This is a genomic window from Azorhizobium doebereinerae UFLA1-100, assembly GCF_000473085.1.
Classification (GTDB): Bacteria; Pseudomonadota; Alphaproteobacteria; order Rhizobiales; family Xanthobacteraceae; genus Azorhizobium; species Azorhizobium doebereinerae.
The window spans coordinates 51,137-76,583 of record NZ_AXBA01000024.1; the positions used below are offsets into that span (position 1 = coordinate 51,137).

23 protein-coding genes and 1 pseudogene are annotated in these 25,447 nt (G+C 71.0%); 14 read left to right on the plus strand and 10 right to left on the minus strand.

Annotated elements, in window-relative coordinates; translation table 11 throughout:
• Positions 1-38: 38 nt before the first annotated feature.
• From YU1_RS0117120 to YU1_RS0117140, 5 genes are read right to left on the minus strand one after another with little or no spacing between them, the layout of a single operon-like run.
• Positions 39-1,250: a xanthine dehydrogenase family Fe-S subunit gene (locus tag YU1_RS0117120; RefSeq protein ID WP_029005112.1), complete on the minus strand. Its 1,212-nt coding sequence runs from the start codon at positions 1,248-1,250 to the stop codon at positions 39-41.
• Entirely contained in the window at positions 1,247-2,107 is an 861-nt protein-coding gene (locus YU1_RS0117125) for an FAD binding domain-containing protein (protein WP_029005113.1), read from the minus strand. Before YU1_RS0117125 ends, YU1_RS0117120 begins: the two co-directional genes overlap by 4 nt.
• Positions 2,104-4,470: a xanthine dehydrogenase family protein molybdopterin-binding subunit gene (locus YU1_RS0117130; protein ID WP_029005114.1), complete on the minus strand. Its 2,367-nt coding sequence runs from the start codon at positions 4,468-4,470 to the stop codon at positions 2,104-2,106. The genes YU1_RS0117125 and YU1_RS0117130 overlap by 4 nt, the downstream gene beginning before the upstream one ends.
• Positions 4,467-5,324 (minus strand): alpha/beta hydrolase, encoded by an 858-nt coding sequence (locus tag YU1_RS29975; RefSeq protein WP_035715702.1) that lies wholly within the window; start codon positions 5,322-5,324, stop codon positions 4,467-4,469. Before YU1_RS29975 ends, YU1_RS0117130 begins: the two co-directional genes overlap by 4 nt.
• Positions 5,321-6,616 carry an amidohydrolase/deacetylase family metallohydrolase gene (locus YU1_RS0117140; protein ID WP_156922221.1) on the minus strand — a complete coding sequence of 432 codons (1,296 nt, stop codon included), beginning with the start codon at positions 6,614-6,616 and terminating at the stop codon, positions 5,321-5,323. The genes YU1_RS29975 and YU1_RS0117140 overlap by 4 nt, the downstream gene beginning before the upstream one ends.
• A gap of 186 nt (positions 6,617-6,802) precedes the next feature.
• On the opposite strand from YU1_RS0117140, the gene YU1_RS0117145 reads away from it, so the two are divergent.
• Both YU1_RS0117145 and YU1_RS0117150 read left to right on the plus strand, forming a co-directional pair.
• The gene (locus YU1_RS0117145) at positions 6,803-7,330 is read left to right on the plus strand and encodes a MarR family winged helix-turn-helix transcriptional regulator (RefSeq protein ID WP_029005116.1); all 528 of its coding nucleotides are present in this window, start codon (positions 6,803-6,805) and stop codon (positions 7,328-7,330) included.
• Positions 7,331-7,713: 383 nt separating this feature from the next.
• Entirely contained in the window at positions 7,714-8,181 is a 468-nt protein-coding gene (locus YU1_RS0117150; RefSeq protein ID WP_029005117.1) for a cupin domain-containing protein, read from the plus strand.
• Positions 8,182-8,191: 10 nt separating this feature from the next.
• Here YU1_RS0117150 and YU1_RS0117155 read toward each other — a convergent pair whose 3' ends face one another.
• Positions 8,192-10,750 carry an ABC transporter permease gene (locus tag YU1_RS0117155; protein ID WP_029005118.1) on the minus strand — a complete coding sequence of 853 codons (2,559 nt, stop codon included), beginning with the start codon at positions 10,748-10,750 and terminating at the stop codon, positions 8,192-8,194.
• Entirely contained in the window at positions 10,747-11,481 is a 735-nt protein-coding gene (locus YU1_RS0117160) for an ABC transporter ATP-binding protein (RefSeq protein ID WP_029005119.1), read from the minus strand. The genes YU1_RS0117155 and YU1_RS0117160 overlap by 4 nt, the downstream gene beginning before the upstream one ends.
• A 154-nt stretch (positions 11,482-11,635) precedes the next feature.
• On the opposite strand from YU1_RS0117160, the gene YU1_RS0117165 reads away from it, so the two are divergent.
• The 3 genes and pseudogenes from YU1_RS0117165 to YU1_RS33545 all read left to right on the plus strand — a co-directional run bounded on the left by YU1_RS0117165 (position 11,636) and on the right by YU1_RS33545 (position 13,667).
• Positions 11,636-12,313, plus strand: a complete 678-nt coding sequence (locus YU1_RS0117165) for an arylesterase (RefSeq protein ID WP_035715724.1) — start codon at positions 11,636-11,638, stop codon at positions 12,311-12,313.
• Between the two features lie 94 nt (positions 12,314-12,407).
• Positions 12,408-13,211, plus strand: a pseudogene (locus YU1_RS29980) (PAS domain-containing protein); the annotation flags it as partial.
• 120 nt (positions 13,212-13,331) lie between these two features.
• Entirely contained in the window at positions 13,332-13,667 is a 336-nt protein-coding gene (locus tag YU1_RS33545; RefSeq protein ID WP_156922223.1) for a DUF2845 domain-containing protein, read from the plus strand.
• A 20-nt stretch (positions 13,668-13,687) separates the two neighbouring features.
• On the opposite strand, the gene YU1_RS32115 is transcribed toward YU1_RS33545, so the two are convergent.
• Positions 13,688-14,482, minus strand: coding sequence for a hypothetical protein (locus YU1_RS32115; protein ID WP_156922225.1), 795 nt, complete (start codon positions 14,480-14,482; stop codon positions 13,688-13,690).
• Positions 14,483-14,775: 293 nt separating this feature from the next.
• Between YU1_RS32115 and YU1_RS0117180 the strand changes: the two genes are divergently transcribed.
• The 5 genes from YU1_RS0117180 (at position 14,776) to YU1_RS29995 (ending at position 19,432) form a co-directional block, all read left to right on the plus strand.
• A complete protein-coding gene (locus YU1_RS0117180; RefSeq protein ID WP_029005121.1) occupies positions 14,776-15,561 on the plus strand; it encodes a Bax inhibitor-1/YccA family protein in 786 nt (261 codons plus the stop codon).
• Positions 15,562-15,734: 173 nt separating this feature from the next.
• Positions 15,735-16,256: a GNAT family N-acetyltransferase gene (locus YU1_RS0117185; RefSeq protein WP_029005122.1), complete on the plus strand. Its 522-nt coding sequence runs from the start codon at positions 15,735-15,737 to the stop codon at positions 16,254-16,256.
• 229 nt (positions 16,257-16,485) lie between these two features.
• Positions 16,486-17,160, plus strand: a complete 675-nt coding sequence (locus tag YU1_RS29990; protein ID WP_084539940.1) for a L,D-transpeptidase — start codon at positions 16,486-16,488, stop codon at positions 17,158-17,160.
• Between the two features lie 35 nt (positions 17,161-17,195).
• The gene (locus tag YU1_RS0117195) at positions 17,196-18,239 is read left to right on the plus strand and encodes an amino acid ABC transporter substrate-binding protein (RefSeq protein WP_035715705.1); all 1,044 of its coding nucleotides are present in this window, start codon (positions 17,196-17,198) and stop codon (positions 18,237-18,239) included.
• 302 nt (positions 18,240-18,541) lie between these two features.
• On the plus strand, positions 18,542-19,432 hold the full coding sequence (locus YU1_RS29995) for an MBL fold metallo-hydrolase (RefSeq protein ID WP_051356975.1): 891 nt from the start codon (positions 18,542-18,544) through the stop codon (positions 19,430-19,432).
• A gap of 54 nt (positions 19,433-19,486) precedes the next feature.
• Here the strand turns inward: YU1_RS29995 and cutA are convergent, their stop codons facing one another.
• Entirely contained in the window at positions 19,487-19,822 is a 336-nt protein-coding gene (gene cutA / locus YU1_RS0117205; protein WP_029005125.1) for a divalent-cation tolerance protein CutA, read from the minus strand.
• Between the two features lie 312 nt (positions 19,823-20,134).
• Between cutA and YU1_RS0117210 the strand changes: the two genes are divergently transcribed.
• Genes YU1_RS0117210 through YU1_RS0117220 form a run of 3 tightly spaced genes read left to right on the plus strand, consistent with a single transcriptional unit; the run spans position 20,135 to position 23,492 of the window.
• Positions 20,135-20,917, plus strand: a complete 783-nt coding sequence (locus tag YU1_RS0117210) for an NAD kinase (protein WP_029005126.1) — start codon at positions 20,135-20,137, stop codon at positions 20,915-20,917.
• 45 nt (positions 20,918-20,962) lie between these two features.
• Positions 20,963-22,381 (plus strand): MBOAT family O-acyltransferase, encoded by a 1,419-nt coding sequence (locus YU1_RS0117215; RefSeq protein WP_029005127.1) that lies wholly within the window; start codon positions 20,963-20,965, stop codon positions 22,379-22,381.
• 4 nt (positions 22,382-22,385) lie between these two features.
• Entirely contained in the window at positions 22,386-23,492 is a 1,107-nt protein-coding gene (locus tag YU1_RS0117220; protein WP_029005128.1) for an alginate O-acetyltransferase AlgX-related protein, read from the plus strand.
• Between the two features lie 22 nt (positions 23,493-23,514).
• Here YU1_RS0117220 and YU1_RS0117225 read toward each other — a convergent pair whose 3' ends face one another.
• Positions 23,515-24,078: a nitroreductase family protein gene (locus tag YU1_RS0117225; protein WP_029005129.1), complete on the minus strand. Its 564-nt coding sequence runs from the start codon at positions 24,076-24,078 to the stop codon at positions 23,515-23,517.
• Between the two features lie 211 nt (positions 24,079-24,289).
• Between YU1_RS0117225 and YU1_RS30000 the strand changes: the two genes are divergently transcribed.
• Positions 24,290-25,420, plus strand: coding sequence for a hypothetical protein (locus YU1_RS30000; RefSeq protein WP_084539942.1), 1,131 nt, complete (start codon positions 24,290-24,292; stop codon positions 25,418-25,420).
• Positions 25,421-25,447: the final 27 nt, after the last annotated feature.

Consider the following 25,447-nt stretch of genomic DNA (forward strand, 5'->3'; position numbering starts at 1 on the left):
ACAGGTGGGGTGGGCGGTGAAGGGAAAGGCGGGGCGGCTCAGCCGCCGGTGAGGCGGGCGCGCCAGCGGGCGAGCCGCGCGGCGAGCGCGCCGAGCGCGAGCGCGAACGGATTGAGCGGCGGCGCAGCGGCGGGCGCCGGTGCGCCGGCGAGGCGGGCCTCCAGATTGGCGGCGAAGAGCGCGGTGAGCCGCCCGGCGATGTCGCGCACCAGGCCCGGCCGGCCGAACTGGGCCAGCGGTCCCTTCAGCGTGTAGCCGACGGTGAGCTCCACCACCGCGCTGCCGGGGTCTTGGCCGGGGCGCACGCGATAGCGCACCTCGCCCTGCGTGCTGGAGCGCCCGCCCACGTCCGCCCCCGCGCCGACGATGCGGCCGGTGCGCGTCGCCGGGTCGCGGGTGATGCGCGCCTGGCCGCGGAAGGTGGCGGCCACCGGGCCGATCTGCACCTTCAGCCCGCCCGCCACCGTGCCGGGCGCGGGTTCCGCCTCCACGAAGGCGCCGGGCAGGCAGGCGGCCACCGCGCGCACGTCGGCGAAGGCGGCGAACACCGCGTCCGGCGGCTGGGCGAGCGAAAAGCTCTGCGCGAAGGTGTGGGCGGGGATGAAGTCCTCCACCACCTCCACCGCCACCGGCGGCAGCGCGGCGGCGGTGGGCGGAGCGGATACCGCTTTGCCCTCCCCCACCCCGTCGCCCGCATGGGCGCCCACCGGGCCGAGCGCGCGGGCGGCGCCGTCCTGCGGCGCGATGCCCCGCGCCCGGCGGTCCGCGATGACGGACATCACCGCCCGCACGATGCCCACATAGCCGGTGCAGCGGCACAGATTGCCGCTGAGGCCGAGCCGCACCCGGCGCTCGTCCGCCTCCGGCAGGCGCAGCACGAGGTCGCGGGCGGAAACCAGCATGCCCGGCGTGCAGAAGCCGCACTGCAAGGCGTGCTCACGGTTGAAGGCCGCGCGCAATTCGCCCGCCACCTCGTCCCCGTCCAGCCCCTCGATGGTGGTCACGCACGCCCCGCCGCAGGTGGCGGCAAAGGCGAGGCAGGCGCGGGCCGGCTCGCCGTCCAGCAGAACGGTGCAGGCGCCGCACACGCCGTGCTCGCAACCCAGATGCGTGCCGGTGAGGTTGAGGTCCTCGCGGACGAAATCGGCCAAATGCGTGCGCGGCTCCACCTGCGCGGCCACCGGCCGGCCGTTGACGGTGAGCGCCACGGCGACGGCGCCCTCCGGCACCTGACGCAATGGGGCATTCATGCCGCCGCCCTCCCCGCCTGGAGGCCCGCCGCCTGCATCACCGCGCGGCGCAGCACCTCCACATGCACATGCCGGCTGACCGGATCGGCGATGCCCGCCGCTTGCAGCGCGGCGTCCGCCGGCTCCGGGTCGAAGCGGGCGGCGAAATCCGCGTCCACCGCGCCGCCGAACAGCGCGCGGGCGTCGGCGATCAGCAAAGGCGGGCGCTCCAGCGCGCCCATCACCAGCCGGGCGGCGCCGCGCGCGGGGTCGATCAGCGCCGCGCCGATGGCGTGGGCGAACTCGCCCACCTTGCGGCAATGCTTCACATAGCCGAAGCCGGCGGTGGCGGCGGGCTGCGGAATGCGCACCGCCGCCAGAAGTTCGTCCGGTCCCAGCGCGGTGGCGAGCGCCCCGGTGAGGAAGTCGCCCAGCGGCAGGCGCCGGCTGCCCGAGGGAGTTGCGATCTCCACCGACGCATCCAGCGCGGAGAGCGCGTTCACCCAGTCGGCGGCGGGGTCCGCGTGGCAGAGGCTGCCGCCGATGGTGCCCCGGTTGCGCACCGCCCGATAGGCGATGCCGCCGGCCACCCGCGCCAGCAGCGCCGCCAGCACCGGCCCGGCGGCCTGCGCGATGCGGCCGTCCTCGATGTCGGCATGGGTGACGCAGGCGCCCAGCACTAGCGTCTCCCCCTCGCGCGCCGCCGTGCGCAAATCGGCGGCGGACACGTCCACCACCCGGCCGGGCGCGGCGAGGCGCAAATTCAGCATGGGACCGAGCGACTGCCCGCCGGCCATCACCCTGCCGCCCGCCGCCAGAAAAGCGAGGGCGTCCGCCGTGGTGCGCGGCCGCTCAAGGGCGAAGGGCGCGGGCTTCATGCGGCGTCCCTCCGACTTGGGGCGGCGCGCGCCGCCAATATCGCTTCCACGATGCGGCGGGGGGTGACGGGGGAATGCAGCATCTCCGCGCCCAGCGGGCGCAGCGCGTCATTGATGGCATTGGCCACCGCCGCCGGGGGCGCGATGGCGCCGCCCTCGCCGATGCCCTTCACGCCGAAGCGGGTATAAGGCGAGGGCGTCTCCATATGGTCGATGCGCGGCGCGGGCACCTCGGCGGCGCCGGGCAGCAGATAGTCCGCCAGGGTCGAAGCCAAAGGCTGGCCCGCCGCGTCGAACGCCATCTCCTCATAGAGCGCGGTGCCGAGGCCCTGGGCGAGGCCGCCATAGATCTGGCCGTCCACCACCATGGGGTTCACCAGCGTGCCGCCGTCCTCCACGATCACATAGTCGAGGATCTCCACCTCGCCCAGCGCCGGGTCCACCGCCAGCACCACGGCGTGGGCGGCATAGCTGAAGGTGCCGCTGTCGCGCACCGGCTTGTAGCCGGCGGTGACTTCCAGCCCGCCGGCATCCACGCCCGCCGGCAGGTCCTGCGGCCGGCGATACCAGACGTGGGCGATCTGCGCGAGCGAGACGTCGCCCGAAGGTCCGGTGACCCGGCCATCGGCGAAGCGCACGTCGGCAAGGTCCGCCTGCAACAGATGGGCGCCGATGCGCCGCGCGCGCTCGGCCAGCTCCGTGCAGGCGGTGGCCACCGCCCCGCCGGCCATCACCATGACGCGGGAGCCCCAGCTTCCGGTGGAATAAGGCGTCATGGCGGTGTCGCCATGCACGAGGCGGGTACGCGCCACCGGCACGCCGAGGATCTCGTGCGCCACCTGGGCCAATGTGGTCTCCAGCCCCTGGCCGTGGGAATGGGCACCGATGCGCAGCTCCAGCCCGCCGTCCGGGGTCAGGCGCGCGCCGGCCTGCTCGAAGCCCGGCACCATGGGGATGCCCCAGCCCGAGTAGACAGACGTGCCGTGCGCCGCCTGCTCGCAATAGATGGAGAGGCCGAGGCCGATGCGCCGGCCGTCTTCCTCCCCGCGCGCCTGCCGGGCGCGCACGCCGTCGGCATTGATGGCGGTGAGCGCGCGCTCAAGCGCCTGCGGATAGTCGCCGCTGTCGAAATGCTTATTGGTGATGTTGTCGAACGGCATCTGCGCGGGCCGCACCAGATTCTTCCGCCGCACCTCCTCCGGGGCTAAGCCGGCGGCGGCGGCCACCGCGTCCAGCGCCAGTTCCAGCGCGAAGCACACGCCGGTGCGGGCCACGCCGCGATAGGGCAGGATCGGGCATTTGTTGGTGGCCACCGACCAGGTGCGGCAGCGATAGGCCGGGAAATCGTAGGGGCCGGGCAGGATGCTCGCCACCTGGGCAGCCTCCAGGCAGGCGGAGAAGGGATAAGCGGAATAGGCGCCGCTATCCACGGTGGCCTCGCAATCCACCCCGCGCAGGGTGCCGTCGCGCTCGGCATAAAGCGTGATCTGGTAATGGTGCTCGCGGCAATTGGCGTTGGCGGTCAGATGCTCGCGGCGGTCCTCCAGCCAGCGCACCGGGTGGCCGCAGCGCTGCGCCAGCCAGCCGAGGCACACTTCCTCCGCCAGCAATATGGCCTTGTAGCCGAAGCCGCCGCCCACGTCGGGCGAGACGATGCGGATGCGGCCCTCGTCCAGGCCCAGGCATCCGGCAAGGCCGGTGCGCACGATGTGCGGCATCTGGCTGGCGGTGTGGAAGACGATCTGGTCGGCGCGGTGGTCCAGATGCACCACCACGCCGCGCCCCTCGATGGGCGCCATGCACTGGCGGGCGGTGGAGATGGTGCGCGAGACCTTGATGGGGGCGTCGAAGGCGGACGCCATGTCGATGTCCACCAAAGTCTCCAGGAAGACATTGTCGCCCCAGTGCTCATGCACCAAAGGCGCGCCGGGGGCGCGGGCGGCGATCATGTCGGAGACGGCGGGCAGTTCCTCCAGGTCGAGGGTCACGCGAGCGGCGATGTCCTCGGCTTCCGCCCGCGTGGGGGCGACGCAGATGGCGATCAGCTCGCCCACCTGCCGCACCTTGCCCGTCGCCAGCACCGGCTGCTCGGAGACCTTGAAGCCCGGCAGGCCGGACACGGCGCGGATGGGCTTCACCCCGTCGAGATCGGCGGCGATGAAGACGCGGGAACGGTCCTCCGGGGGAATGGCGATGCCGCGGATGCGCGCGTGGGCCAAAGGGCTGCGCACGAAGGCCACGTCCTGCATCCCCGGCAGTTTGATGTCGCCGACGAACTGGCCGCGCCCGCGCATCAGCCGGTCGTCCTCCTTGCGCGGCAGGCGGGCGCCGACGCCCTCAAGGGATGATGAGCGCGGGCTCATGTCAGCGCATCTCCCAGAATGGCCTGGGCGGTGCGCACCAGCAGCCCGCCGGGGCGGCGCAATTCCTCCAGGATGGAAAAGTGGTTGGCCCCCGCCACCGGCACCAGCGGCCCCGGCGCGTGGGCGCCGGCGCGCAGAGCGTGGAGCGCACGGGCGTCGGCCACCAGGGCCGGCACTTCCGCCGTGCCATAGGCGATGGCCAAAGGCTTCTTCACCACCGGAAGACGCAAGGGCGAGAGGGTGGCGATCTCTTCGTCGGTGAGCTTCAGCGCGGTGTTGAGGAAGGTGTCGCGCAGCGGCCCCAGCTCGAACACGCCGGAGATGGCAAGGCCCGCCGTCACCGCCGGATGGGCCAGATGCATCGCCGCCAGATGCCCGCCCGCCGACCAGCCGGACACCACCAGCGGCCCGGCGATGCCATGCGCGGGGCCATCCGCCTTCAGCACATCCAAGGCGGTGCCGATCTCGGCCACGATGGCGGCGAGGCTGGCATCGGGGGCAAGCGTATGGCTGGGCAGCGCCACCGACCAGCCGGCCGCCGCCGCGCCCTCGGCGAAGGCGGCGAACACCTCGCGGGAATTGCGCTGCCAATAGCCGCCATGGATGAAGACGAGGCAGGGCGCGGCCGGGTCCGCCGCCGGATAAAGGTCCAGCTTCTGCCGCGCGCCCGGCCCGTAGGCCACGTCCAGATGCCCGGCATGCGCCGCCCGGTAGGCGGCGGAGGCGACGTCGCGCCCCGCCACCAGAGCGGCGCTGTCGGCCACCGCCAGATTGTTGTTGTAGGCGGCGTCGCGCGCCGCCTGGGACAAAGTGCCCCAGGCGGCGTGCGGCGTCGGATTGAGGCCCGCGCTCACGCGGCCACCGCCGCCGGCAGGATCGGCGAATCCGCGTCGAAGCGGCGGCCGGCGCGCAGGCAGAAGGCCGGGCGCAGCAGGCGCTCGGCCACCACGCGGGTGTCCTCGTTGTCGCGCAGCAGGAAGCGGCCGCGATCGTCATTGAGCACCGACACATCGGCGGCATAGCCCGGCTTCAGCGCGCCCAGCCGGTCGGCGAGGCCGAGCATCCTGGCCGGGTTGGTGGTGACCATGGGCACCACCTGTTCCAGCGGCAGGCCCAGCGCCATCATGGAGCTCATGGCCTGGGTCAGGCTGAAGCGCGCCTGCCCCTTGAAGGGGTGGTTCTCGTCGTCATAGTGCTCCGGCGGCGTGCCGGCGGGCGCGGGCACCTCGGTATTGTAGCCGTGCATGTCGGCGCCCAGGGTGTGGGGGATGACGCCGGCCGCCAGCGCCTTCTTGGCGAGGCGGTAGGAGAAGTGGCTGCCGTGGCCCACATCCACCTTCAGGCCGCGATCCAGCGCCGCCTGGATGACGTGGTGCACCTCGCCCTGCTGGTTCACGAAGCCGCCGGGGTGGCGGGTGAAGGGATGGGCGAGGATGTCGCCCTCGCGCAGCAGCGGGATCACCCGCTCCAATATGGTGTCGGCGTCCTCGCCATTGGCGCCGCTCTCCGGCAGGCCCCACAGCGTGCCGAAATGCACATAGAGCGGCAGATCCGACTGGCGGCCGATCTCGGCGGCCATCTCCATCACCTTGATGCCCCAGCGGGCGAAGCCGCCGATCTCCGCATGGCCCTTGATGCCGCGCACCAGATCCTTGTTGGCGTTGGCCGAGCGCACCGTGGCCTCGATGTCCACGCAGTCGGGGCTGTAGAGATTGGGGTAGAAATGCCCTTCCAGCCCGCCCACCAGATAGGCGGAGAGGAAGGCGTAGATGCGGGTCTGCGCGCGCTCGGCGATGTAGTGGCGGAAGCCGGGCAGCGTCATGCAGGACGGGCCGCCCTGGTCGACCACCGTGGTCACGCCCGAGCGCACGCCCACCATGTCCGGGTTCAGCCCGAAGCGGCCGGTGACGTATTGATAGACGTGGCCGTGGGTGTCGATCATGCCCGGCAGCACGATCTTGCCGGAGACGTCGATGATCTGCGCGGCGCTGGAGGGCAGGATGGTCTCCTCCACCGCCGCGATGCGCCCGTCGCGGACCGCCACGTCGCGGATGCCGTCGATGCCGGAGGCGGGGCAGATCACGCGCCCGCCGCGCAGCAGCAGGTCGTATCCGGCACCCTCGATGTGGCTCGCTCCGTCGGTCATGGTCTTCGCTCTCCCGGTGCAATCGTCAAATGCGAAGCATGCTTCGTATTGGCCCGGGCCGCGGGCCCCTGGCGGAGGAACCGGCAGCCTCCGCGCGCGAAATACGCAGCATGCTTCGTATTTGCCTTCATGCACGGCGTGTGCCAACACTCGGGCGAGCGATCATCTCGCGCCTTTGGAGCGCCCATGCGCCGGCACAACCCTCCCGCCCCCGCCGCCGCCCCGCCAGCCCTTGCGGGCGCTGCGTCAGGCGAGGCCTTGCAGCCCTGGCCGCTGGCCGAGCGGCCCGGCTTCCTGATCCGCCGGCTGCATCAGATTCACGTGGCGCTGTTCGCGGAGATCTGCGCCGCCCATAAGGTGACGCCGCTGCAATACAGCCTGCTCTCGGCTTTGTCGGAGTGCGAGAGCGCCGACCAGACCACCTTGTCCAACAAGGTGGTGCTGGACCGCACCACCACCACCGGGGCGTTGAAGCGGCTGGAGGCGCGCGGCCTCGTGCAGCGCGGCAAGTCGCCGGAGGACCGCCGCTCGCACGCCTGCCGCCTCACCCCGCAGGGCCGCGCCCTGCATGCGCTGATGGAACAGGACGCCCGCCGCGCCCACGCCGCCACCCTCGCGCCGCTGGACGCGGCCGACAGCCGGACGCTGGTGGCCCTGCTGAAGCGCATCGTCGACGCCTCGCAGACGCGCTGCGACGGCCAGGATCTGCTGTAGGGCCTGGTGTGAGGCCTGCCCGGATCCTGGGCAGGGTTCGTGGGCAATTGCCTTAGAATTGATCTAAATCAAGGACAGGTCTCAGGCACTGCCGTTGGGGCCGTCCTGCCGGCGCGCGCGCCTCCGATTCCCGCGCCTGCGCCGCAGGCCGGTCCGGATTTCCCCGCGCGGCCATGGGCTTGCGGGACACCTGTCTGGCGCAAGCTCCCTACGGCAAGATGACGGTCCTGGCACCCGCGCCGAGCGCCGTCGCGCTCGCCGCGCCCGATGACGGAACGCGCCGGTGCCGACGGCACAGATATCGTTAGACGAAGAGTTAAGCGCATGGCGTCGCCAGAACCCCGATTCTCCCTTTCCGGCGCGCCGCTCCGGGAGGTCCGGCCGTGACGTCGTCCCTCTGGCACTCCGGCGGCACCGAGGCCGCCATCAGCGTCCCGGAGATGGGCATGGACCTGCGCGTCCGCCTGCCGCCGCCCATATCCGATGGAGCGATCACGGTGGTGGATTCCATCAGCGCGCCCGGCTTCGGGCCGCCGCTGCATCGGTTCCGGGAGGCCAAGGTCCTGCGCATCCTCTCCGGCCGCTTCCTGTTCGAGATCGACGAGGTGCGCTTCTACGCCGGGCCAGGCGATGTGGTGCATGTGCCGCGCCGGGCCATCAGTTCCTTTCTCAATGTCGCCGACGCGCCCGCCGCGCAGAGCATGATGTATGTGCCCGGCCTCGATGCCATCCCGTTCTTCAGCGGCCTCGGCGCGGTGGTCCGGGCCGGCGGCGGCTGGAGTTCGCCGGCGCTGGCGGCCTATGGCGCCCGCTGGGGCGTGGAGTTCGTCGGGCCGCCCCTGAAGGAATAGCCCGGCCCCCTCACAGGTGGCGCAGCACGCGCACCGGCGGCTGGCTCAGCGCCCGCCAGGTGCCCAAGAGGCCGAAGCCCACGGTGAAGGCCAGCGCCAGCGCCACCGCCCCCAGGGCCGCGCCCGGGGCGAAGGTGAAGGCGATGGTCATCACCCGCGTCACCACGAAGAAGGCCGCCAGCGCCCCGGCGCCGATGGCGAACACCGCCGTCACCAGCCCCAGCCCGGCATATTCCACTGCATAGGCGCCCACGAGCCGCAGCCGGGTCGCCCCCAGCGTCTTCAGGATCACCGCGTCATAGACCCGGTGCTGGTGCCCCGCCGCCAGCGCCCCCGCCAGCACCAGGACCGAGGTGACGAGCGTGACGAGGCTGGCGATGCGGATGCCGAAGGACAGATCGCCCACCATCTTGTTGGCCTGGTCCAGCGCCTCCTTCACCCGCACCGTGGTCACGCCCGGATAGGCCTGCGCCACCGCGCGCATGAAGGCGAGCTCCCGCGCCGTCCCCGCCCCTTCGGGGAAGGTCAGCGTCGCGAGCACCGAATAGGGCGCCCCGGCGAAGGTGGCGGGGGAGAATTGCATGACGAAATTGATGCCGAGCCGCTCCCATTTCACCTCGCGGAAATTGGTCAGCGCCGCGGTGATGGAGCGGCCGAGCACGTTTACCGTGACGCTGTCGCCCAGCTTCAGCCCCAGCCCCTCCGCCAGCTTGCGGTCGAACGACACCTGCGCCGCGCCCTCGCCCGGCGCCCACCAGCGGCCGGCGACCACGGTGGAGCCCTCCGGCACGTCGTCGCCGAACGAGATGCCCCGGTCGCTCTGGAGTACCCAGGCGGCGTCCGGCTCCGGCTTCACCTGCTCGGCCGGCACGCCGTTGAGCGCGGTGATGCGCCCGCGCAGCATGGGCACCGACTTGTAGGCCGCCTCCGGCGCGTGCTGCGCGATGAAGGCGGCGAACGCCGCCTGCTCGCTGCTGGGCACGTCGACGAAGAAGAAGCTCGGCGCCTTCTCCGCCAGCGAGCCGGTGATCTCGGCGGTGAGGCTGCGGTCGATCAGCGCGATGGCGGTGAGCAGCGACAGGCCGAGCCCGAGCGAGAGCACCACGGTGGGGGTCAGCGCCCCCGGCCGGTGGATGTTGGCGAGCGCGAGCCGCGCCATGGTGGAGCGCGGGCGCGGCAGCCGGCGGGCCAGCGCCATGATGGCGAACGCCACGCCGCGCAGCAGCACGAACACCCCCGCCGCCGCGCCGAGGAAGATCACCGCCGAGCGCGTGTCCTCCGCCGTGGCGAGCGCCAGCGCCACCAGCGCCGCCACCGCCGCGCCGCAGCCGGCCACATAGCGCCAGGACGGCCAGCGGCGGCGCAGCGAGACCTCGTCGCGGAACAAGGCCGAGACCGGCGCCTCCTGCGCCCGCGCCAGCGGCCACAAAGTGAAGGCCAGCGTGACCAGGGCGCCGTAGAGCGCGGCGAACAGCAGCGCCAGCGGGTCGAGATGCGGCGCCAGCGGGAACGGGATATAGGCCGCCACCGCCACCGCCGCCGCCGCCGCCGCGACGAACGGCACCAGCGCGCCCAGCACCAGGCCGAGCGCGATGCCCAGCGCCGCGATCATCGCCACCTCCAGGAAATAGGTGGCGAAGATGATGCCGCGCGTGGCGCCCACCGCCTTCAGGGTAGCGATCACCTCGCGCTTTTCGCTGAGATGCGCGGAGACCGCATTGGCCACCCCCACCCCGCCCACCAGCAGCGCGGTGAGGCCGACCAACGTGAGATATTGCGCGATGCGCCGCACGTTGCGCTCCAGCTGCGGCGAGGCGGCATCGCGGGTGCGCACCTCGAAGCCGGCGTCCGGCGCCCCGGCGCGCACCTTGTCCACGAAGGCGGTGAGCGCGGCGGGGCTCTGGTCGGCCAAAGCGACGCGGTAGCTCCAGCGGATCAGGCTGCCCGGCTGGATCAGGCCGGTGGCCGGCAGAGCGGCATCGGAAATCAAGAGGCGCGGGCCGAAGCCGACGCCGGAGGACAGCCGGTCCGGCTCGGCGGCGAGCACGGCGCGCAGTTCGAAGCTGGCCTCGCCGACGCGGATGCGGTCGCCCACCTTCAATTCCAGGCGCGAGAACAGGGTCTCGTCCGCCACCGCGCCATAGACGCCGTCCCGCAGGGCCAGCGCCGCCGCCAGCGGCTCCGCCGGCGCCAGGTCCACCGTTCCCGCCAAGGGATAGGTGCCGTCCACCGCTTTCAGTTCCACCAGCGTGGCATCGCCCGAGGGGCCGCGCGCCATGGCGCGGGTCAGGGCGACGCGCCCGACCGTGCCGCCGGGCGTGAACTGCGCCTGCTCGGCCGGGCTCGCCTCCCGCTGCACCAAAGTGAAGGCGGCATCCCCGCCCAGGATGGCGCGGCCCTCGCGGGCAAGCCCGTCGGTGAGCGCGCGGGCGAACGAGCCGACGCCGGCGATGGACATGACGCCCAGCGCCAGGCAGGCCAGGAAGATGCCGAAGCCGCGCCGCGCCCCGCGCAGCTCGCGCAAGGCGAAGGCGAGCGCCACCTTCGGGCGGAAGGCCGCGGCGCTCATGCCTCCACCTTTGCCGCCACGGCGGCGGAATGCCCCTCGATGACGCCGGAGCGCAGCCGCACGGTGCGGCCGCAGCGCTGCGCCAGGGTGGCGTCGTGGGTCACCAGCACCAAGGTGGTGCCGCGCGCCGCGTGGGCGGCGAACAAGAGGTCCATGATCTGCCGCCCGGTGGCCTCGTCGAGATTGCCGGTGGGCTCGTCCGCCACCAGGATGGGCGGCTCCGGCGCCAGGGCGCGGGCGACCGCCACGCGCTGCTGCTCGCCGCCGGACATCTGGGCGGGGTAATGGGTGAGCCGGTGGCCGAGGCCGACGGCGGTGAGTTCCTCGGCGGCGCGGGCGAAGGCGTCGGGCCGGCCGGCCAGTTCCAGCGGCACGGCGACGTTTTCCAGCGCGGTCATGGTGGGGATGAGGTGGAAGGACTGGAACACGATCCCCACATGAGCGCCACGGAAGCGCGCGAGGCGATCCTCGTCGAGCGCGGTCACGTCCACGCCAGCCACCCGAACCACGCCCCGATCCACCCGTTCCAACCCGGCCATGACCATGAGAAGCGTCGATTTGCCGGAGCCGGACGGCCCGACCAGCCCCACCGTCTCGCCGGGGGCGATCGCCAGCGACACGCCCTTGAGGACGTGGACGCGGGCCGCGCCGGCGCCGAGGGACAGGTCGACATCGCGCAGGTCGATGGCCGGGGCGGGTGACGCGGAAGAGGAAGAGGAAAGACTGTCCATGCCGGAGGCGTTCGCCATCGTTGAGAGATCCATCGCAGGAACCCTCCCCCGCCCGGCCGGACGGCCGGGGGCGGAGGGCGTGGCCGGACTGGCCACGGTGCCGGCGGCGGCGGATGCCGCGCCGGAAGCGCCCCTGCCGTCATATGCGGTATGGATCGCGGCGGCGGGAAGGCTTTTGGCCCTCTGCCTGCTGGTCACGTTCCTGTCATCTGGCGCCGCCGCCGCGCGCACGCTCCAGATCGTGGCCTTCGGCGACAGCCTCAGCGCGGGCTACGGCCTCGGCCGCCCGGACGCCTTTCCCGCCCGGCTGGAGGCGGCGCTGAAGGCCAAGGGCTATGACGTCAGCGTCGCCAATGCCGGCGTCTCGGGCGATACGGCGAGCGCGGGCCTCGCCCGGCTGGACTGGTCGGTGCCCCAGGGCACCGACGCGGTGATCGTGGAACTGGGCGCCAACGACATGCTGCGCGGGGTCGACCCGGCTTTGACCCGGCGGACGCTGGACGACATCCTCACCCGGCTGAAGGCCCGCAACATCCCGGTCTTGCTGGCCGGCATGCTGGCGGCGCCCAATTACGGCGCCGACTACAAGACCGCGTTCGACGCCATCTATCCCGAGCTGGCGGCCAAGCACGGCGTGCTGCTCTACCCCTTCTTCCTCGACGGCGTCACCGGCAACCGCGCCCTGACCCTGCCGGACGGCCTCCACCCCACCGCCGAGGGCGTGGAGCGGATCGTCGCCGCCATCCTGCCGCAGGTGGAGAAGCTGATCGCCCAGGCCCAGGGCGCGCAGGCGCAGGGCGGCACCGACGCCGGGGCCGGCAGCGGGCGCTGAAGGCGCGCCCGACGGCGAGAGGTTGCATATCGCACGAAATACACCGACGATCCCGCCCGGGGGATAGTTCCAGGCGAGCGGGGGCTCGACGACCATGGACGTTGACGAACGCTACAAGGCATCCCTGACCGACGAGGGCCATTATCGCATCCTGCTTGAGTCGATCATCGACTGCGCCATCTTCATGCTGAACACGGAAGGCGTGGTGGTGAGCTGGAACGTCGGGGCGCGGCGGCTGAAGGGCTATGAGACGGCGGAGATCGTCGGCGAGCATTTTTCCCGCTTCTACACGCCGGAGGATCGCGCTGCCGGCCTGCCGCACCAGGCGCTGAAGATCGCGGCGAGCGAAGGCAAGTTCACGACCGAGGGCTGGCGCGTGCGCAAGAACGGCTCGCGCTTCTGGGCCAGCGTGGTGATCTATCCCATCCGGGCGCCGCTCGGGACGCTGGTGGGCTATGCCAAGATCACCCGCGACATCACCGAGCAGCGGGCCGCCCAGGAGGCGCTGTGGCGCAGCGAGGAGCGCTTCCGCCTGCTGGTGCAGGGCGTGACGGAATATGCCGTCTACATGCTCGATCCCGAAGGCCTCGTCTACACGTGGAACTCCGGCGCCGAGCGCATCAGCGGCTACAGCGCCGACGACATCATCGGCGAGCCCTTCTCCACTTTCTATACGGCGGCGGACCGGGCGGCGGGCAAGCCGGCCCTGGCCCTGGAAACCGCCACCCGCGAGGGCCGGTTCGAGACCCAGTCCTGGCGGGTGCGCAAGAACGGCACGCTGCTGTGGGGCAATATCGTCATCGACGCCATCCGCGACATCACCGGCAATCTCGTCGGCTTCGCCATGGTGATCCGCGACATCTCCGACCGCTTCGCCGTGCCGGCGGGCCTGCGCGAGCCCGCCCCGGACCGGCCGCCGCCATTGAAAACCGCGAGCCAGCTCTAGGCAGGCGGGGAGGTTGACCCGACCTCGGAACCGTGCAGAACAAAAATAAGCCAAGAGACTGGGGGGACGGTCTTGGATGCAAGCCTACTGCTGGCATTTGTCGGCATCGTCATCGTCATATTCGCAATTCAGTACGTCCTGAAACAACAGCGACGCAAAGCTCTGATGCAAAAATATGGAGATAAATACATTGTCGACATGATCATGAACAGACAAATATGGCAAGGAATGCATAAAGAACAAATCATCGAATCGTGGGGTCCGCCCGAAGCAAAAGATCAGCATATATACAAAACAAAGACGTCAGAAACGTTCAAGTATCGCAAGACCGGCAAGAATCGATTTGTATATCGCGTGATGCTGGAGAACGATTACGTCGTAGGCTGGAAGGAAAACAAAAATCAGTGACGCCGAGGCGTCGGCGCCTGTCAGAACCGATAGCGCGCGGCGAACACCAGGCCGTTCTCCTGCGGGAAATTGCGCGCCAGATAGGTGGTGAAGGCGGCGACGCCCACCGAAAGATGCCCGTCCACCTCGACCAAGGTGGCGATCTGGGCCTTGTAATAGTCATAGGACAGATCGAAGTCCGGCCCCTCGCCCGCGCCCTCCGAGAGCACGTTGAAGGACTGCGCCAGCAGCAGCCACCCCGGCGCCACCTCGGCGCCTAGCGTGGCGTCGAACCGCAGTTCATCCGGCGGGTCGCCGAGGCGCTGGCGCTGCGCCAGTTGCAGGTCGAGGAAGGCCGGCAGGCCCAGCAGCACGAAAGACAGGCCGGCCATCAGCCGCAGGTCCGCCTCCCAGTCCTGGTAGCCGAGCGCGGCGCGGCTGCTCGACCCGCCCGCCCCCGGCGCCCGCGCCACCGCCTGGGCGGAGACCACCCAGCCGGCGCCCGCCGCCAGCCGGAACCGCGCGCCGGCGTCGCTATAGCCCGGTCCGGCATATTGCGCCCGCTCCGGCCCGGTGATCGTGACGGCGAGAAACTGGGTGCCGAACAGCAGGGTCACGCCGTCCAGCGCGCCGTATTCCCACAGCAGATTCTGCTCCACCTTGCGGTAGTTCGCGCCGTCACCGAGCGCGTAGCCGGGGCCGAAGGCCGATCCGGCGCCGGCGATGGAGGTGGTGGACCAGAATTCCGAGCCGCCGGGCGGCAGCGTCCAGGCGCCCGCCAGCGCCGCGCCGGACCCGCCGAGAAGGACCGCCAGCGCCGCGACGCCGGCCGGCACGGCGCGCCGTCTGGCGGGGCGCGGGGCCTTGGCCCGCGGGCCTTTCCCGCGGCCTCCCCCGGCGCCGCGCACGCCCTCCCGGCATTGCCCCCAGACCATGCCCGCTCCCCCGACCGGAGCACAACTTTAACGCGGTCCTGGCCGATCTGCGCATCATAACCATAGGTGACCTTGCGGAAATTTCATCAAGGGATGTCTTGTGGCTGCATTTTGAACCGACCATATTGCGGGGTGCATCGGTCCAGGTGCGGGGCCTGCCCCCGCGGCCGATGGATTGAGGAAAGGAACCGACGATGTCCGATTATGATCGCAACGTCGCCGCGCGTTACGGCTCGGTGACGCGCTCGGAGGCCGCGATCGACCAGGGCCTGCGGGCGTACATGCTCAGCGTGTACAACTTCATGGCTCTTGGGCTTGCCATCACCGGCGCGGCCGCCCTTGGCGTCTACATGCTCTCCGTGACCACCGACGCGGGCGCGGCCGCAGGCCAGATCGCCGGCGGCATCATGCTGACCAAGTTCGGCTACGCGCTGTTCGTCAGCCCGCTGAAGTGGGTGGTGATGCTCGCGCCGCTGGCCGCGGTGTTCTTCCTGAGCTTCCGCATCCAGTCCATGAGCGTGGCCGCCGCCCAGGCGGTGTTCTGGGTCTATGCGGCGCTGGTGGGCATCTCCCTGTCCACCATCTTCCTGGTGTACTCGCACGAGAGCATCGGCCGGGTGTTCTTCATCACGGCCGCGTCCTTCGGCGGGCTCAGCCTGTGGGGCTACACCACCAAGCGTGACCTGACGGGGATGGGGTCGTTCCTCATCATGGGCCTGTTCGGCATCATCATCGCCTCGCTGGTGAACATCTTCCTGGCGAGCTCGATGCTGCAGTTCATCGTGTCCGTGGTGGGCGTGCTGGTGTTCGCGGGCCTCACCGCCTACGACACCCAGCGCATCAAGGAGATGTACTTCGCCGGCGACGACGACGTGGTGGCCGGCAAGAAGGCCATCATGGGCGCGCTGACGCTGTATCTCGACTTCATCAACCTGTTCATGATGCTGCTGCAGCTGTTCGGCAACCGCAACAGCAACTGATCCGGCCGACGCGCCGAACCAGACGCATGGAGGGCCCCGGCGGGTTTGCCGGGGCCTTTTTTTGCCGCGCCCGCCGCTGCGCCCGCCGCCGCGGGTGCGACGCGGGGCAGGCTTCAAAACCGCACGGCGCGCTTGTATGAGGAGCCGGATCCCTTCTCTCCCGCGCGGCCACCATGCTCGTCCGTCCCGCCACCCTCGCCGACATCCCCGCCATCGCCGCCATCTATGACGAGGCGGTGCGCACCGGCACGGCCTCGTTCGAGCTGGACCCGCCGGGCACCGGCGAGATGACCCGCCGCTTCGACGCGCTGCTGGCCGGGGGCTATCCCTACCTGGCGGCGGTGGACGACGACGGCGCGCTGCTCGGCTATGCCTATGCGGGCGCCTTCCGGCCGCGCATCGCCTACCGCTTCACCGTGGAGAACTCGATCTACGTCGCCCCGTCCGCGCAGAAGCGCGGCGTGGGCCGGGCGCTGCTGGAGGCGCTGGTGGCCGAATGCGAGGCGCGCGGCTTCCGCCAGATGGTGGCGGTGATCGGCGACAGCGCCAATGCCGGCTCCATCGGCCTGCACCGCGCCTGCGGCTTCCGCGACATCGGCATCCTGGCCTCCACCGGCCTGAAGTTCGGCCGCTGGCTCGACACCGTGCTGATGCAGCGCGACCTCGGCGAGGGCGACCGCACGCCCGGCGCCTGAGGCGCCCGGAACGGCGGCGGACCCGGCCATTCTTTTTCCTTTTCCTTCCCCTGCGGCTCAGCTATCGGGAAACGGGGCGTGCATCAGGCAGGAGCGCGATCCCATGGTTGCGGGGGAGGACAGACGCCGAACGGCCCATCGCCACCGGAACGCCCGGTCGCGCGATGCCGCTCGGATGCGTCCGCCGTCTTCGCCGCGCCAGGGGGGCGGGAAGAGGGAGGTCGAGTTCATGTCGACGACATTCAGGACCATCGGTCTGGCCACGGTTCTCCAGCTGGGGCTGCTCGCCCTCGCCGGCACCGCGTTCGGCCAGTCATTCGGCGCCAAGCCCGTTCCCAATGCCTCCATTCCCGGCGTGACCGCGCCGCGCGGCACCCCCGGCGCGACGCTGGACATCGGCGACCAGCCCGGCCTCGTGCCGCCCGAGGATGACGAGGCCCAGCTCGACCCGGCCTATCGCCGCCAGCCGGTCTATTTCCGCACCACGGAAGCCGCCGGCACCATCATCATCTCCACCTCCGACCGCTATCTCTACCTGGTGGAAGGCAACAACCGGGCGATGCGCTACGGCATCGGCGTCGGCCGCGACGGCTTCCAGTGGCAGGGCCTGGAGAAGATCAGCCGCAAGGCGGAATGGCCGGACTGGACGCCGCCGGCGGAAATGATCCAGCGCCAGCCCTACCTGCCGCGCTTCATGGCCGGCGGCCCGGGCAACCCCATGGGCGCCCGCGCGCTCTATCTCGGCCAGACCGTCTACCGCATCCACGGCACCAACCAGCCCGACACCATCGGCTATGCGGTGTCCTCCGGCTGCTTCCGGCTGGTGAACAGCGACATCATCGACCTCTACAGCCGCGTGCCGGTGGGCACCAAGGTCATCATCCGCCAGGCGGTTACGCTGTGAGCGGCTTTCCCTTCCTCCTTTCCGGGGCACGTCCTATGACGCGAGGCGTTTCTGCGAAGACTTTCCGGACGTCGGGCCTGCTGGCCCTGCTGGCCGGCGCCGCCGTGGCGTTCACCGCCCACGGCGCCGCCGCCCAGACCCTGAAGGCGGTCAAGGACCGCGGGTCGCTGACCTGCGGCGTCAGCACCGGCATCATCGGCTTCTCCGCCCAGGCGGACGGCAAGTGGACCGGCTTCGACGTGGACTTCTGCAAGGCGGTGGCCGCCGCCGTGCTGAACGACCCGGCGAAGGTCACCTACGTGCCGCTCAATGCCGAGGAGCGCTTCACCGCGCTGCAATCCGGCAAGGTGGACGTGCTCTCGCGCAACACCACCTGGACGCTGGAGCGCGAAGCCAAGCTCAAGCTGCTGTTCGGCCCCATCACCTATTATGACGGCCAGGGCTTCCTCGTGCCCGCCGCCCGCAAGGTCGAATCCGCGCTGGAGCTGGACGGCTCGAAGGTCTGCGTCCAGGCCGGCACCACCGCCGCCAGCTATGCGACGGACTATTTCAAAGCCAACAACATGAAGATCGAGCTGGTCACCCTGCCCTCGGTGCAGGAGCTGGTGAAGGCCTATGAGGCCGGCACCTGCGACACGCTGACCACCGACGTGTCGCAGCTCTATGCCCTGCGCACCGGCTTCGCCAAGCCGGCCGCCCACATCGTCCTGCCCGACGTCATCACCAAGGAGCCGCTCGGCCCGGTGGTGCGCCAGGGCGACGACGAATGGTTCAACGTGGTGAAGTGGACCCACTACGCCATGCTCAACGGCGAGGAACTGGGCGTGTCCTCGCTCAGCATCGACGACGCGCTGAAGTCCGAGAAGCCGGACGTGAAGCGCCTGGTGGGCACCGAGGGCGACTACGGCACCCAGCTCGGCCTGACCAAGGACTTCGCGGTGCGCATCATCCGCGCCGTGGGCAATTACGGCGAAGTGTTCGAGCGCAATGTCGGCACCGGCTCCAAGCTCGCCATCCCGCGCGGCGTGAACCAGCTCTGGAGCACCGGCGGCATCCAGTACGCCCCTCCGGTGCGCTGAGCGCCCGCTCAAGGCCCGACGCAACAGAACCCGACGCAGCAAGGCTGCCCGCCCCGCGGGCAGCCTTTTTCTTTGCCCGGCGGCCGGCCGCGCGGACAATCACCCGCACCCAGCGGGCCGGGCTCACGCGACTGTGACCGCCACCCGCCCGCCCGGCCGGCGGCGCGGGTCCGGCCTTCCGCAGGAACAGTATTCCCGTCCGGGGGATGGGCGGGCTATAGGGCAGCACCCGGCGCGCGGCGCGGGCCTCGCCCGAGGCCCGCGCGGATCGCCGACGCTCTCCTCCCTTCGGGACCATCTGCATGGCCGCCCTGCCCCCGCTTCCGCCCGTCGCCTACCGCTACAGCGTCGGCTCCGTCACCGTGACGGCGCTGCCCGACGGCACCCGCACCATCCCGCTGCCGGACGGCTTCGTGCGCAACCAGCCGCAGGCGGCGGTGAAGGCCGCGCTGCGCGCCGCCTTCCTGCCGGACGACCAGCTGACGATCTATTTCAACCCGCTGCTGCTGGAGATCGCCGGCCGCCGCGTGCTCATCGACACCGGCTTCGGCCCGCAGGCGGAGCCCTCCACCATGGGCCGCCTGCACCACACGCTGGAATCCGTCGGCGTGGCGGCGGCCACCATCAACACGGTGGTGATCTCCCACTTCCATCTCGACCATATCAACGGCCTGCTGGCCGCCGACGGCACGCCCGCCTTCCCCAATGCCCAGGTGCTGGTGCCGGAGCGCGAATGGGACTTCTGGCTGGACGAAGGCGCCGCCAGCCGCGCGCCGGACGCCCAGAAGCCCGCCTTCGCCAATGCCCGCCGGGTGTTCGCGGCGGTGGAGAGCCACGTCAACCGCTATGACTGGGACCAGGAGGTGCTGCCCGGCCTCACCGCCATCGGCACCCCCGGCCACACGCCGGGCCATACCTCCTTCATGCTCACCTCGGGCGCGGACCGGCTGTTCATCCAGTCGGACCTGACCAACACGCCCTACCTGTTCGTGCGCAATCCCGGCTGGCACGCCATGTTCGACATGGACCCCGATCTGGCCGAGGCCAGCCGCCGGCGCATGCTGGAGATCGTGGCGGCCGAGCGCCTGCTGGTGGCCGGCTTCCACTTCCCCTTCCCCGGCGCCGCGCATCTGGAAAAGGACGGCGACGGCTATCGCTTCGTCCCGGTGCCCTGGGTGCAGGCGCGGGGCTGAGCGGGGCGCGGCCGCGTCTCCATCCGGCCGGCGGACATTCCGCCGCAGCCGGGCTCAGGCCTCCGCCGTCTCGGCGGCGATCCACTCCAGGAAGGCGGGGTTGCCGCCCTCCACCGGCAGGACCAGCACCGCCGGCATCTCGTAGGGATGGCCGGCGCGCACCGCCTCCACCACGCGCGGCGCCAGCGCCTGCGTGGTCTTGAGCAGCAGCACCACCTCCTCCGCCCGTTCCACCGCGCCCTCCCAGCGGTAGATCGAAACCATCGACGGCAGGATGTTGGCGCAGGCGGCAAGGCGCGCCTCCACCGCGCGCCGGCCGGCCGCTTCCGCCAGGGCGAGGCTGGGATAGGTGGCATAGACGAGGCGCGTGGAGACGAGGCGCGTGGACATGGCGGGCTCCGGCACAGGGACGCCCGCACAATGCACCAGGGCGGCGTGCCTGTCGCGCCACAGGCGGGCGGGAACCCGCCGGCGCGAGCCCCGCCGCCTCGACAACCTCGCTCCCGCCCGATAGACGAAAGACGGAACCGGAGGCGTCGGGGGAAAGCGCGGTGCTGTCCTACCCGCATGCCGAACCGTCTGTGTTGCAAAGCCGAAGGTGCGAGTCCGCCTGGATGGGGGCGCCTTGCCTCCCCCGCGCATGATCGCGCCCTCGGCTGCCTCCGCTTCAGGCGCGAGGGCTGCTGGAGAGCAATCGTCCGGATGACCGACAGCCCACGCCGCTTCGAGCGCATCGCCTTCGCGGCAAGCCAGACCAGCGAGGCGGAAGCCGCCCGCGCCCGCCTCATCAAGCGCTACGGTGCGGTGGAGGAGGACGCCGCCGACGTCATCGTCGCCCTCGGCGGCGACGGCCTCATGCTCCAGACGCTGCACCGCTTCCGCGACCGGGGCGTGCCGATCTACGGCATGCACCGCGGCTCGGTGGGCTTCCTCATGAACACCTTCCGCGAGGACGACCTGCACGGGCGCCTCGCCGCCGCCACCCACGTCATCATCCATCCGCTGGTGATGACCGCGCTGGACGTGCACGGCGTGCACCACACCGCCCCGGCCATCAACGAGGTCTCCCTGCTGCGCCAGACCTACCAGGCGGCGAAGCTGCGCATCTCCATCGACGGCAAGGTGCGGCTGGAGGAATTGATCTGCGACGGCATCCTGGTGGCCACCCCCGCCGGCTCCACCGCCTACAATCTCTCCGCCCACGGCCCCATCCTGCCGCTGAGCACCGCCCTGCTGGCGCTGACCCCGATCTCGCCCTTCCGCCCCCGCCGCTGGCGCGGCGCGCTGCTGCCCGACCGCGCCACCATCCAGATCACCGTGCTGGAGGCCGACAAGCGGCCGGTGAGCGCGGTGGCCGACCATCAGGAGGTGCGCGACATCGTGGAAGTGTCCGCGCATCTCGACAAATCATCGTCCATGGACATGCTGTTCGATCCCGACCACGGGCTCGACGAGCGTATCCTGCGTGAACAATTCATCTATTAGGCGCGCCCGGCCCGCCGTCCGGCGGGCCCAGGCCATGACACACGAATGATCTTCTCGTCCGTCACGTTCCTCTACTACTTCCTGCCGGCCTTCCTGATCTGCTACTTCGCGACGCCGAGCCTGCGCGCGAAGAATGTCGTGCTGCTCGTCTTCTCGCTGGTGTTCTATGCCTGGGGCGGGCTCGGCAACCTCGCCGTCCTCGCCGTCTCCATGGCCGGCAACTATGGGATGGCGCAGGTCATCGACGCCCGCTCGCCGCGCTGGCGGCTGCGCATGCTGGGGCTCGCCGTGGCGATGAACATCGCCGGGCTGGTGGTGTTCAAATATTCCGGCTTCCTGGCGGAGAACCTCAACCTCCTGCTGGCGCCCGCCGGCCTCGCGGTGCCGGTGATCCACCTGCCGCTGCCGCTCGGCATCTCCTTCTTCACCTTCCACGCCATCTCCTACCTCGTGGACGTGTACCGGCGCCGGGTGCGGGCCAACACGCGGCTGGAGGAGATCGCGGTCTACATCACCATGTTCCCGCAACTGGTGGCGGGGCCGATCGTGCGCTATTCCACCATCGCCCACCGCATCCGCGAGCGGCGCACCACGCCCGGCCGCGTCTCGGCGGGCCTGCGCATCTTCGTCATCGGCCTGTCGTGGAAGGTGCTGATCGCCGACGAGGTGGCGCCCCTCGTCTCGGTGGTGTTCGACCAGACCAGCGCGCCCTCCTTCGCCACCGCCTGGATCGGCGTGCTGGCCTATGCGCTGCAGATCTATTTCGACTTCGGCGGCTATTCCAACATGGCCATCGGCCTCGCCCTCGCCATGGGGTTGAAGTTCCCGCGCAACTTCCGCACGCCCTATGCCTCGCGCTCCATCACCGACTTCTGGCGGCGCTGGCACATGAGCCTGTCGAGCTGGTTCCGCGACTATGTCTACATCCCCCTGGGCGGCAACCGGCATGGCCACCTGCACACGGCGCTGAACCTCTGGACCGTCTTCCTGCTGTGCGGCCTGTGGCACGGGGCGAGCTGGACCTTCGTGATCTGGGGCGCCCATCACGGCGCCTTCCTGGTGCTGGAGCGCACCGCCTTCGGCCGGGCGCTGGCGCGGGCGCCGCGCGTGGTGTCCCATGCCTATGCCCTGCTGGTGGTGCTCACCGGCTGGGTGTGGTTCCGCGCCAACGACCTTGGCGGGGCGCATGACCTGTTCGCCGGCCTTGCCGGGCTCAACGGCTTCGGCGGCCTGCCCGCGCCGCTGCTCCAGGCGTTGCAGCCGCTGACCATCGCCATGATGGTGCTGGGCTGGCCGCTGGCCATGTTCGGCCTGCCGCTGCCGCCGCGCGGCCTTGTGCCGGACGCCTGGCGGCGCAAGGCCTATGCGGTCGGCGACAGCCTGGCGGTGCTGGGCCTGTTCCTGTTGTGCGTCATCACCGTGGGGGCGGCGGCCTACAGCCCGTTCCTCTATTTCAGGTTCTGAGCCGATGCCGCTGCTGTTCGCCTATCGCCGCTGGTGGTGCGCCGTCTTCTTCGCGGTGCTGCTGCTGCCCACCATCGGCCTGTTCACGCCCGACCTGCCGGCGCCGCTGCGCACCGTGCGCGCGGTGCCCCCGCTGTGGTGGGCCCGCGCCACCGAGCGGCTCGACCCCTATATCAACGACAATTACGGCCTGCGCGGCCTCATCATGGCCGCCAATGCCAGCTTCGACCGGATGGTGCAGTCCACCGGCAAGCGGCCGGTGCTGATCGGCAGCGACGGGCAATTGTTCTACACGGGCGAAGGCGCGCTCGACCAAACCCTCGGCCGGGTATTCCGCAGGGGACAGATGGAGGCGCTGACGCGCGTCGCCGCCCGCATGCGCGACGTGCTCGGCAAGGACGGCGTCAAGCTGGTGGTGCTCTCGCCGCCCAACGCCCAGACCGTGCTGTCCGACCATCTGCCGGACTGGGCGCTGAGCGAGCGGCGCACTCCCACCGAATACGATTTCGCCGCCGAGACCCTGCCCGAGCAGGGCGTCACCTTCGTCGACCTGCGGCCGGTCATGACCGCGGCGCTGGCCGGCGGGCCGGTCTATCGCAAGACCGACACCCACTGGAATTCACGCGGCGCGCTGCTCGCCTTCAACGCCGCCATGGACGCGGCCGGGCTCCCGGACCTGAGGGTGGACCCGGCGCAGGCGCTCGGCCCGCTCCAGAAGGTGCCGACCGGCGATCTTTCCCGCTTCCTCGGTGAGAGCAAGGCCAGCGGCGACGTGGATTTCCCGCCCCGCGGCGCCATGCTGCCGCAGCCGGGGCTGAAACCCATCCTGGGCGTGATGCCGCCGAGCCCGCCCAACGACCCGTTCGAATCCTATGCCTACGACACCGGGCACGCGGGGCCGCGCATCCTGGTCATCGGCGACAGCTTCACCCAGCATTTCTGGCCGGGCCTGCTGGCCTCGCGCACCAGCGCCTTCGCCTGGACCCACCACCGCAACTGCCGCTTCAGCTGGAGCGCGGTGGAGCGCTTCAAGCCGGACATCGTCATCTATGTGCCGGTGGAACGCTCGCTGCCCTGCACGGGAACCCCGGCCGGGCTGGCCATGGACTGAGATCCATGGCCGCGCCGGGGACTCAGAACCGCGTCACGATGTCGGCGAGCGCCGGGCGGGGGCGGTCCTCCAGCGCCTGGGTGGCGGTGCCCACATAGACGAAGCCGGTGATGCGCTCGTGCGCCGCAAGGCCGAGCGCGGCGCGCGCCTGCTCCTCATAGGTCGGCCATTCGGTCACCCAGGTGGCGCCGTAGCCGAGCGCCGCGGCGGCGATCAGCAGGTTCTCCGCCGCCGCCGCCGAGGACAGCAGCTGCTCCCATTCCGGGATCTTCACGTGCGGCGCCGCGCGCGACACCACGGCGATGACCAGCGGCACGCGGGCGAAGCGGCCCTGCTCCTCCTCCAGGCGCTTCTCGGTGGCGTCGGGATGGAGCGCGGCGAACACCTGCGCCAGCGCCGCGCCGGCCCGCGCCCGGCCCTCGCCCTCGAACACGATGAACCGCCACGGCGCCAGCTTGCCGTGGTCGGGCACCCGCGCGGCGATGGTCAGCAGGGTGTCCAGCTCCGCCGGCGAGGGGCCGGGCGCCACCAGATCCATGATCCGGGACGAGCGGCGGGTGCGCAGCAGATCGAGTGCGTCGGGCATCATCAAAACCCCTTGAACGCAACCGCCCGGCCGGGGCGGCGCGCGCCTGTTGCGGAAGGAACGGCCCCGGGCGGGACCGCGACAAGGACGCAGCCGCCCGGCACCGGGCGGTATCGCCGGTGCTCTAGCACACCGCCGCAAGCCGCCAAAGCCGATGCGGCATGGTGCGGCATGACTTGAAACCGACAGGATTTCAGGGCACCTCAGGCCGATGCGCAGTTTCGATCCCGCCTCCGCCCGCCGGCTGGGGCGCCTCATCGCCGTGACGTTGGCCGTGATGTCCGCCGCTTTGGCACCGCTGGTGTCGGGGACGGCCGGCGCCTTCGCGCAGGAGACGCTGCGCCCGCCGGCGCCCGTCGGCGCGCCGGGCGGGCTGGTCTCGCCCGTGCCGCTGGCCCCCCCGGCCGGCGGCGCCCTGCCGTTCGCCGGCGCCACCTCCCCGCCGCCCGGCAGCTTCTCGGGGCCGGCCCCGGCCCAGATGCCGCCCGGCCGCGCCGCCGCGCCATCCGGCCCGCGCGAGCCGCACGCGGTGCTGCCCCAGGCGCCCGCCGGCAAGATCACGCTCGGCGTGTTCGCCCGCTTCGGCGCCGAGGGCGCGCCGGTGCCGCGCGGGCTGACCTGGCGGGTGTTCGCCGACACGCCGGAAGCCTCCGGCGCCTTCCCGCTGGTGGCCGAGAGCGCCGAGGCGGCGCCGGTGTTCTTCCTCAATCCGGGCGGCTACATCGTCCACCTGAGCTATGGCTACGCCACGCTGGCGCAGCGCGTGGTGCTGGGCGCCACCTCGCGGCGCGAGGTGTTCGTGCTGCCGGCCGGCGGGCTGCGGCTCCAGGCCGACGTGGACAACAAGGCGATCACCAACCAGAAGGTCTCCTTCGACATCTTCGAAGGCTCCTTCCTCCAGGGCCGCACCTCCACCCAGCCTTATTATCGCGGCGCACTGGCCAATGAGGTGGTGCTGCTGCCCGAGGGCACCTACCACGTGGTCTCCAGCTATGGCGACGCCAATGCGGTGGTGCGGGCGGACGTCACCGTGCAGGCCGGCAAGCTCACCGACGCCACGGTGCATCACCGCGCCGCGCAGATCACCCTCAAGCTGGTGAAGGAGCCGGGCGGCGAGGCCCAGGCCGATACCCAGTGGTCGATCATCACGCCGGGCGGCGACACCATCAAGGAATCCATCGGCGCCTTCCCGTCCTTCATCCTCACCGAGGGCGACTATGTCGCCATCGCCCGCAACGACGGCAAGGTGGTGAGCCGCGACTTCAAGGTGGAGGCCGGCAAGGACAAGGACGTGGAAGTCCTCGCCAGCGCCGGCCGCCCCGCGTCCTCCGTCACCCGCTGAGGCCGGGACGATATTCCCACGCCGCCG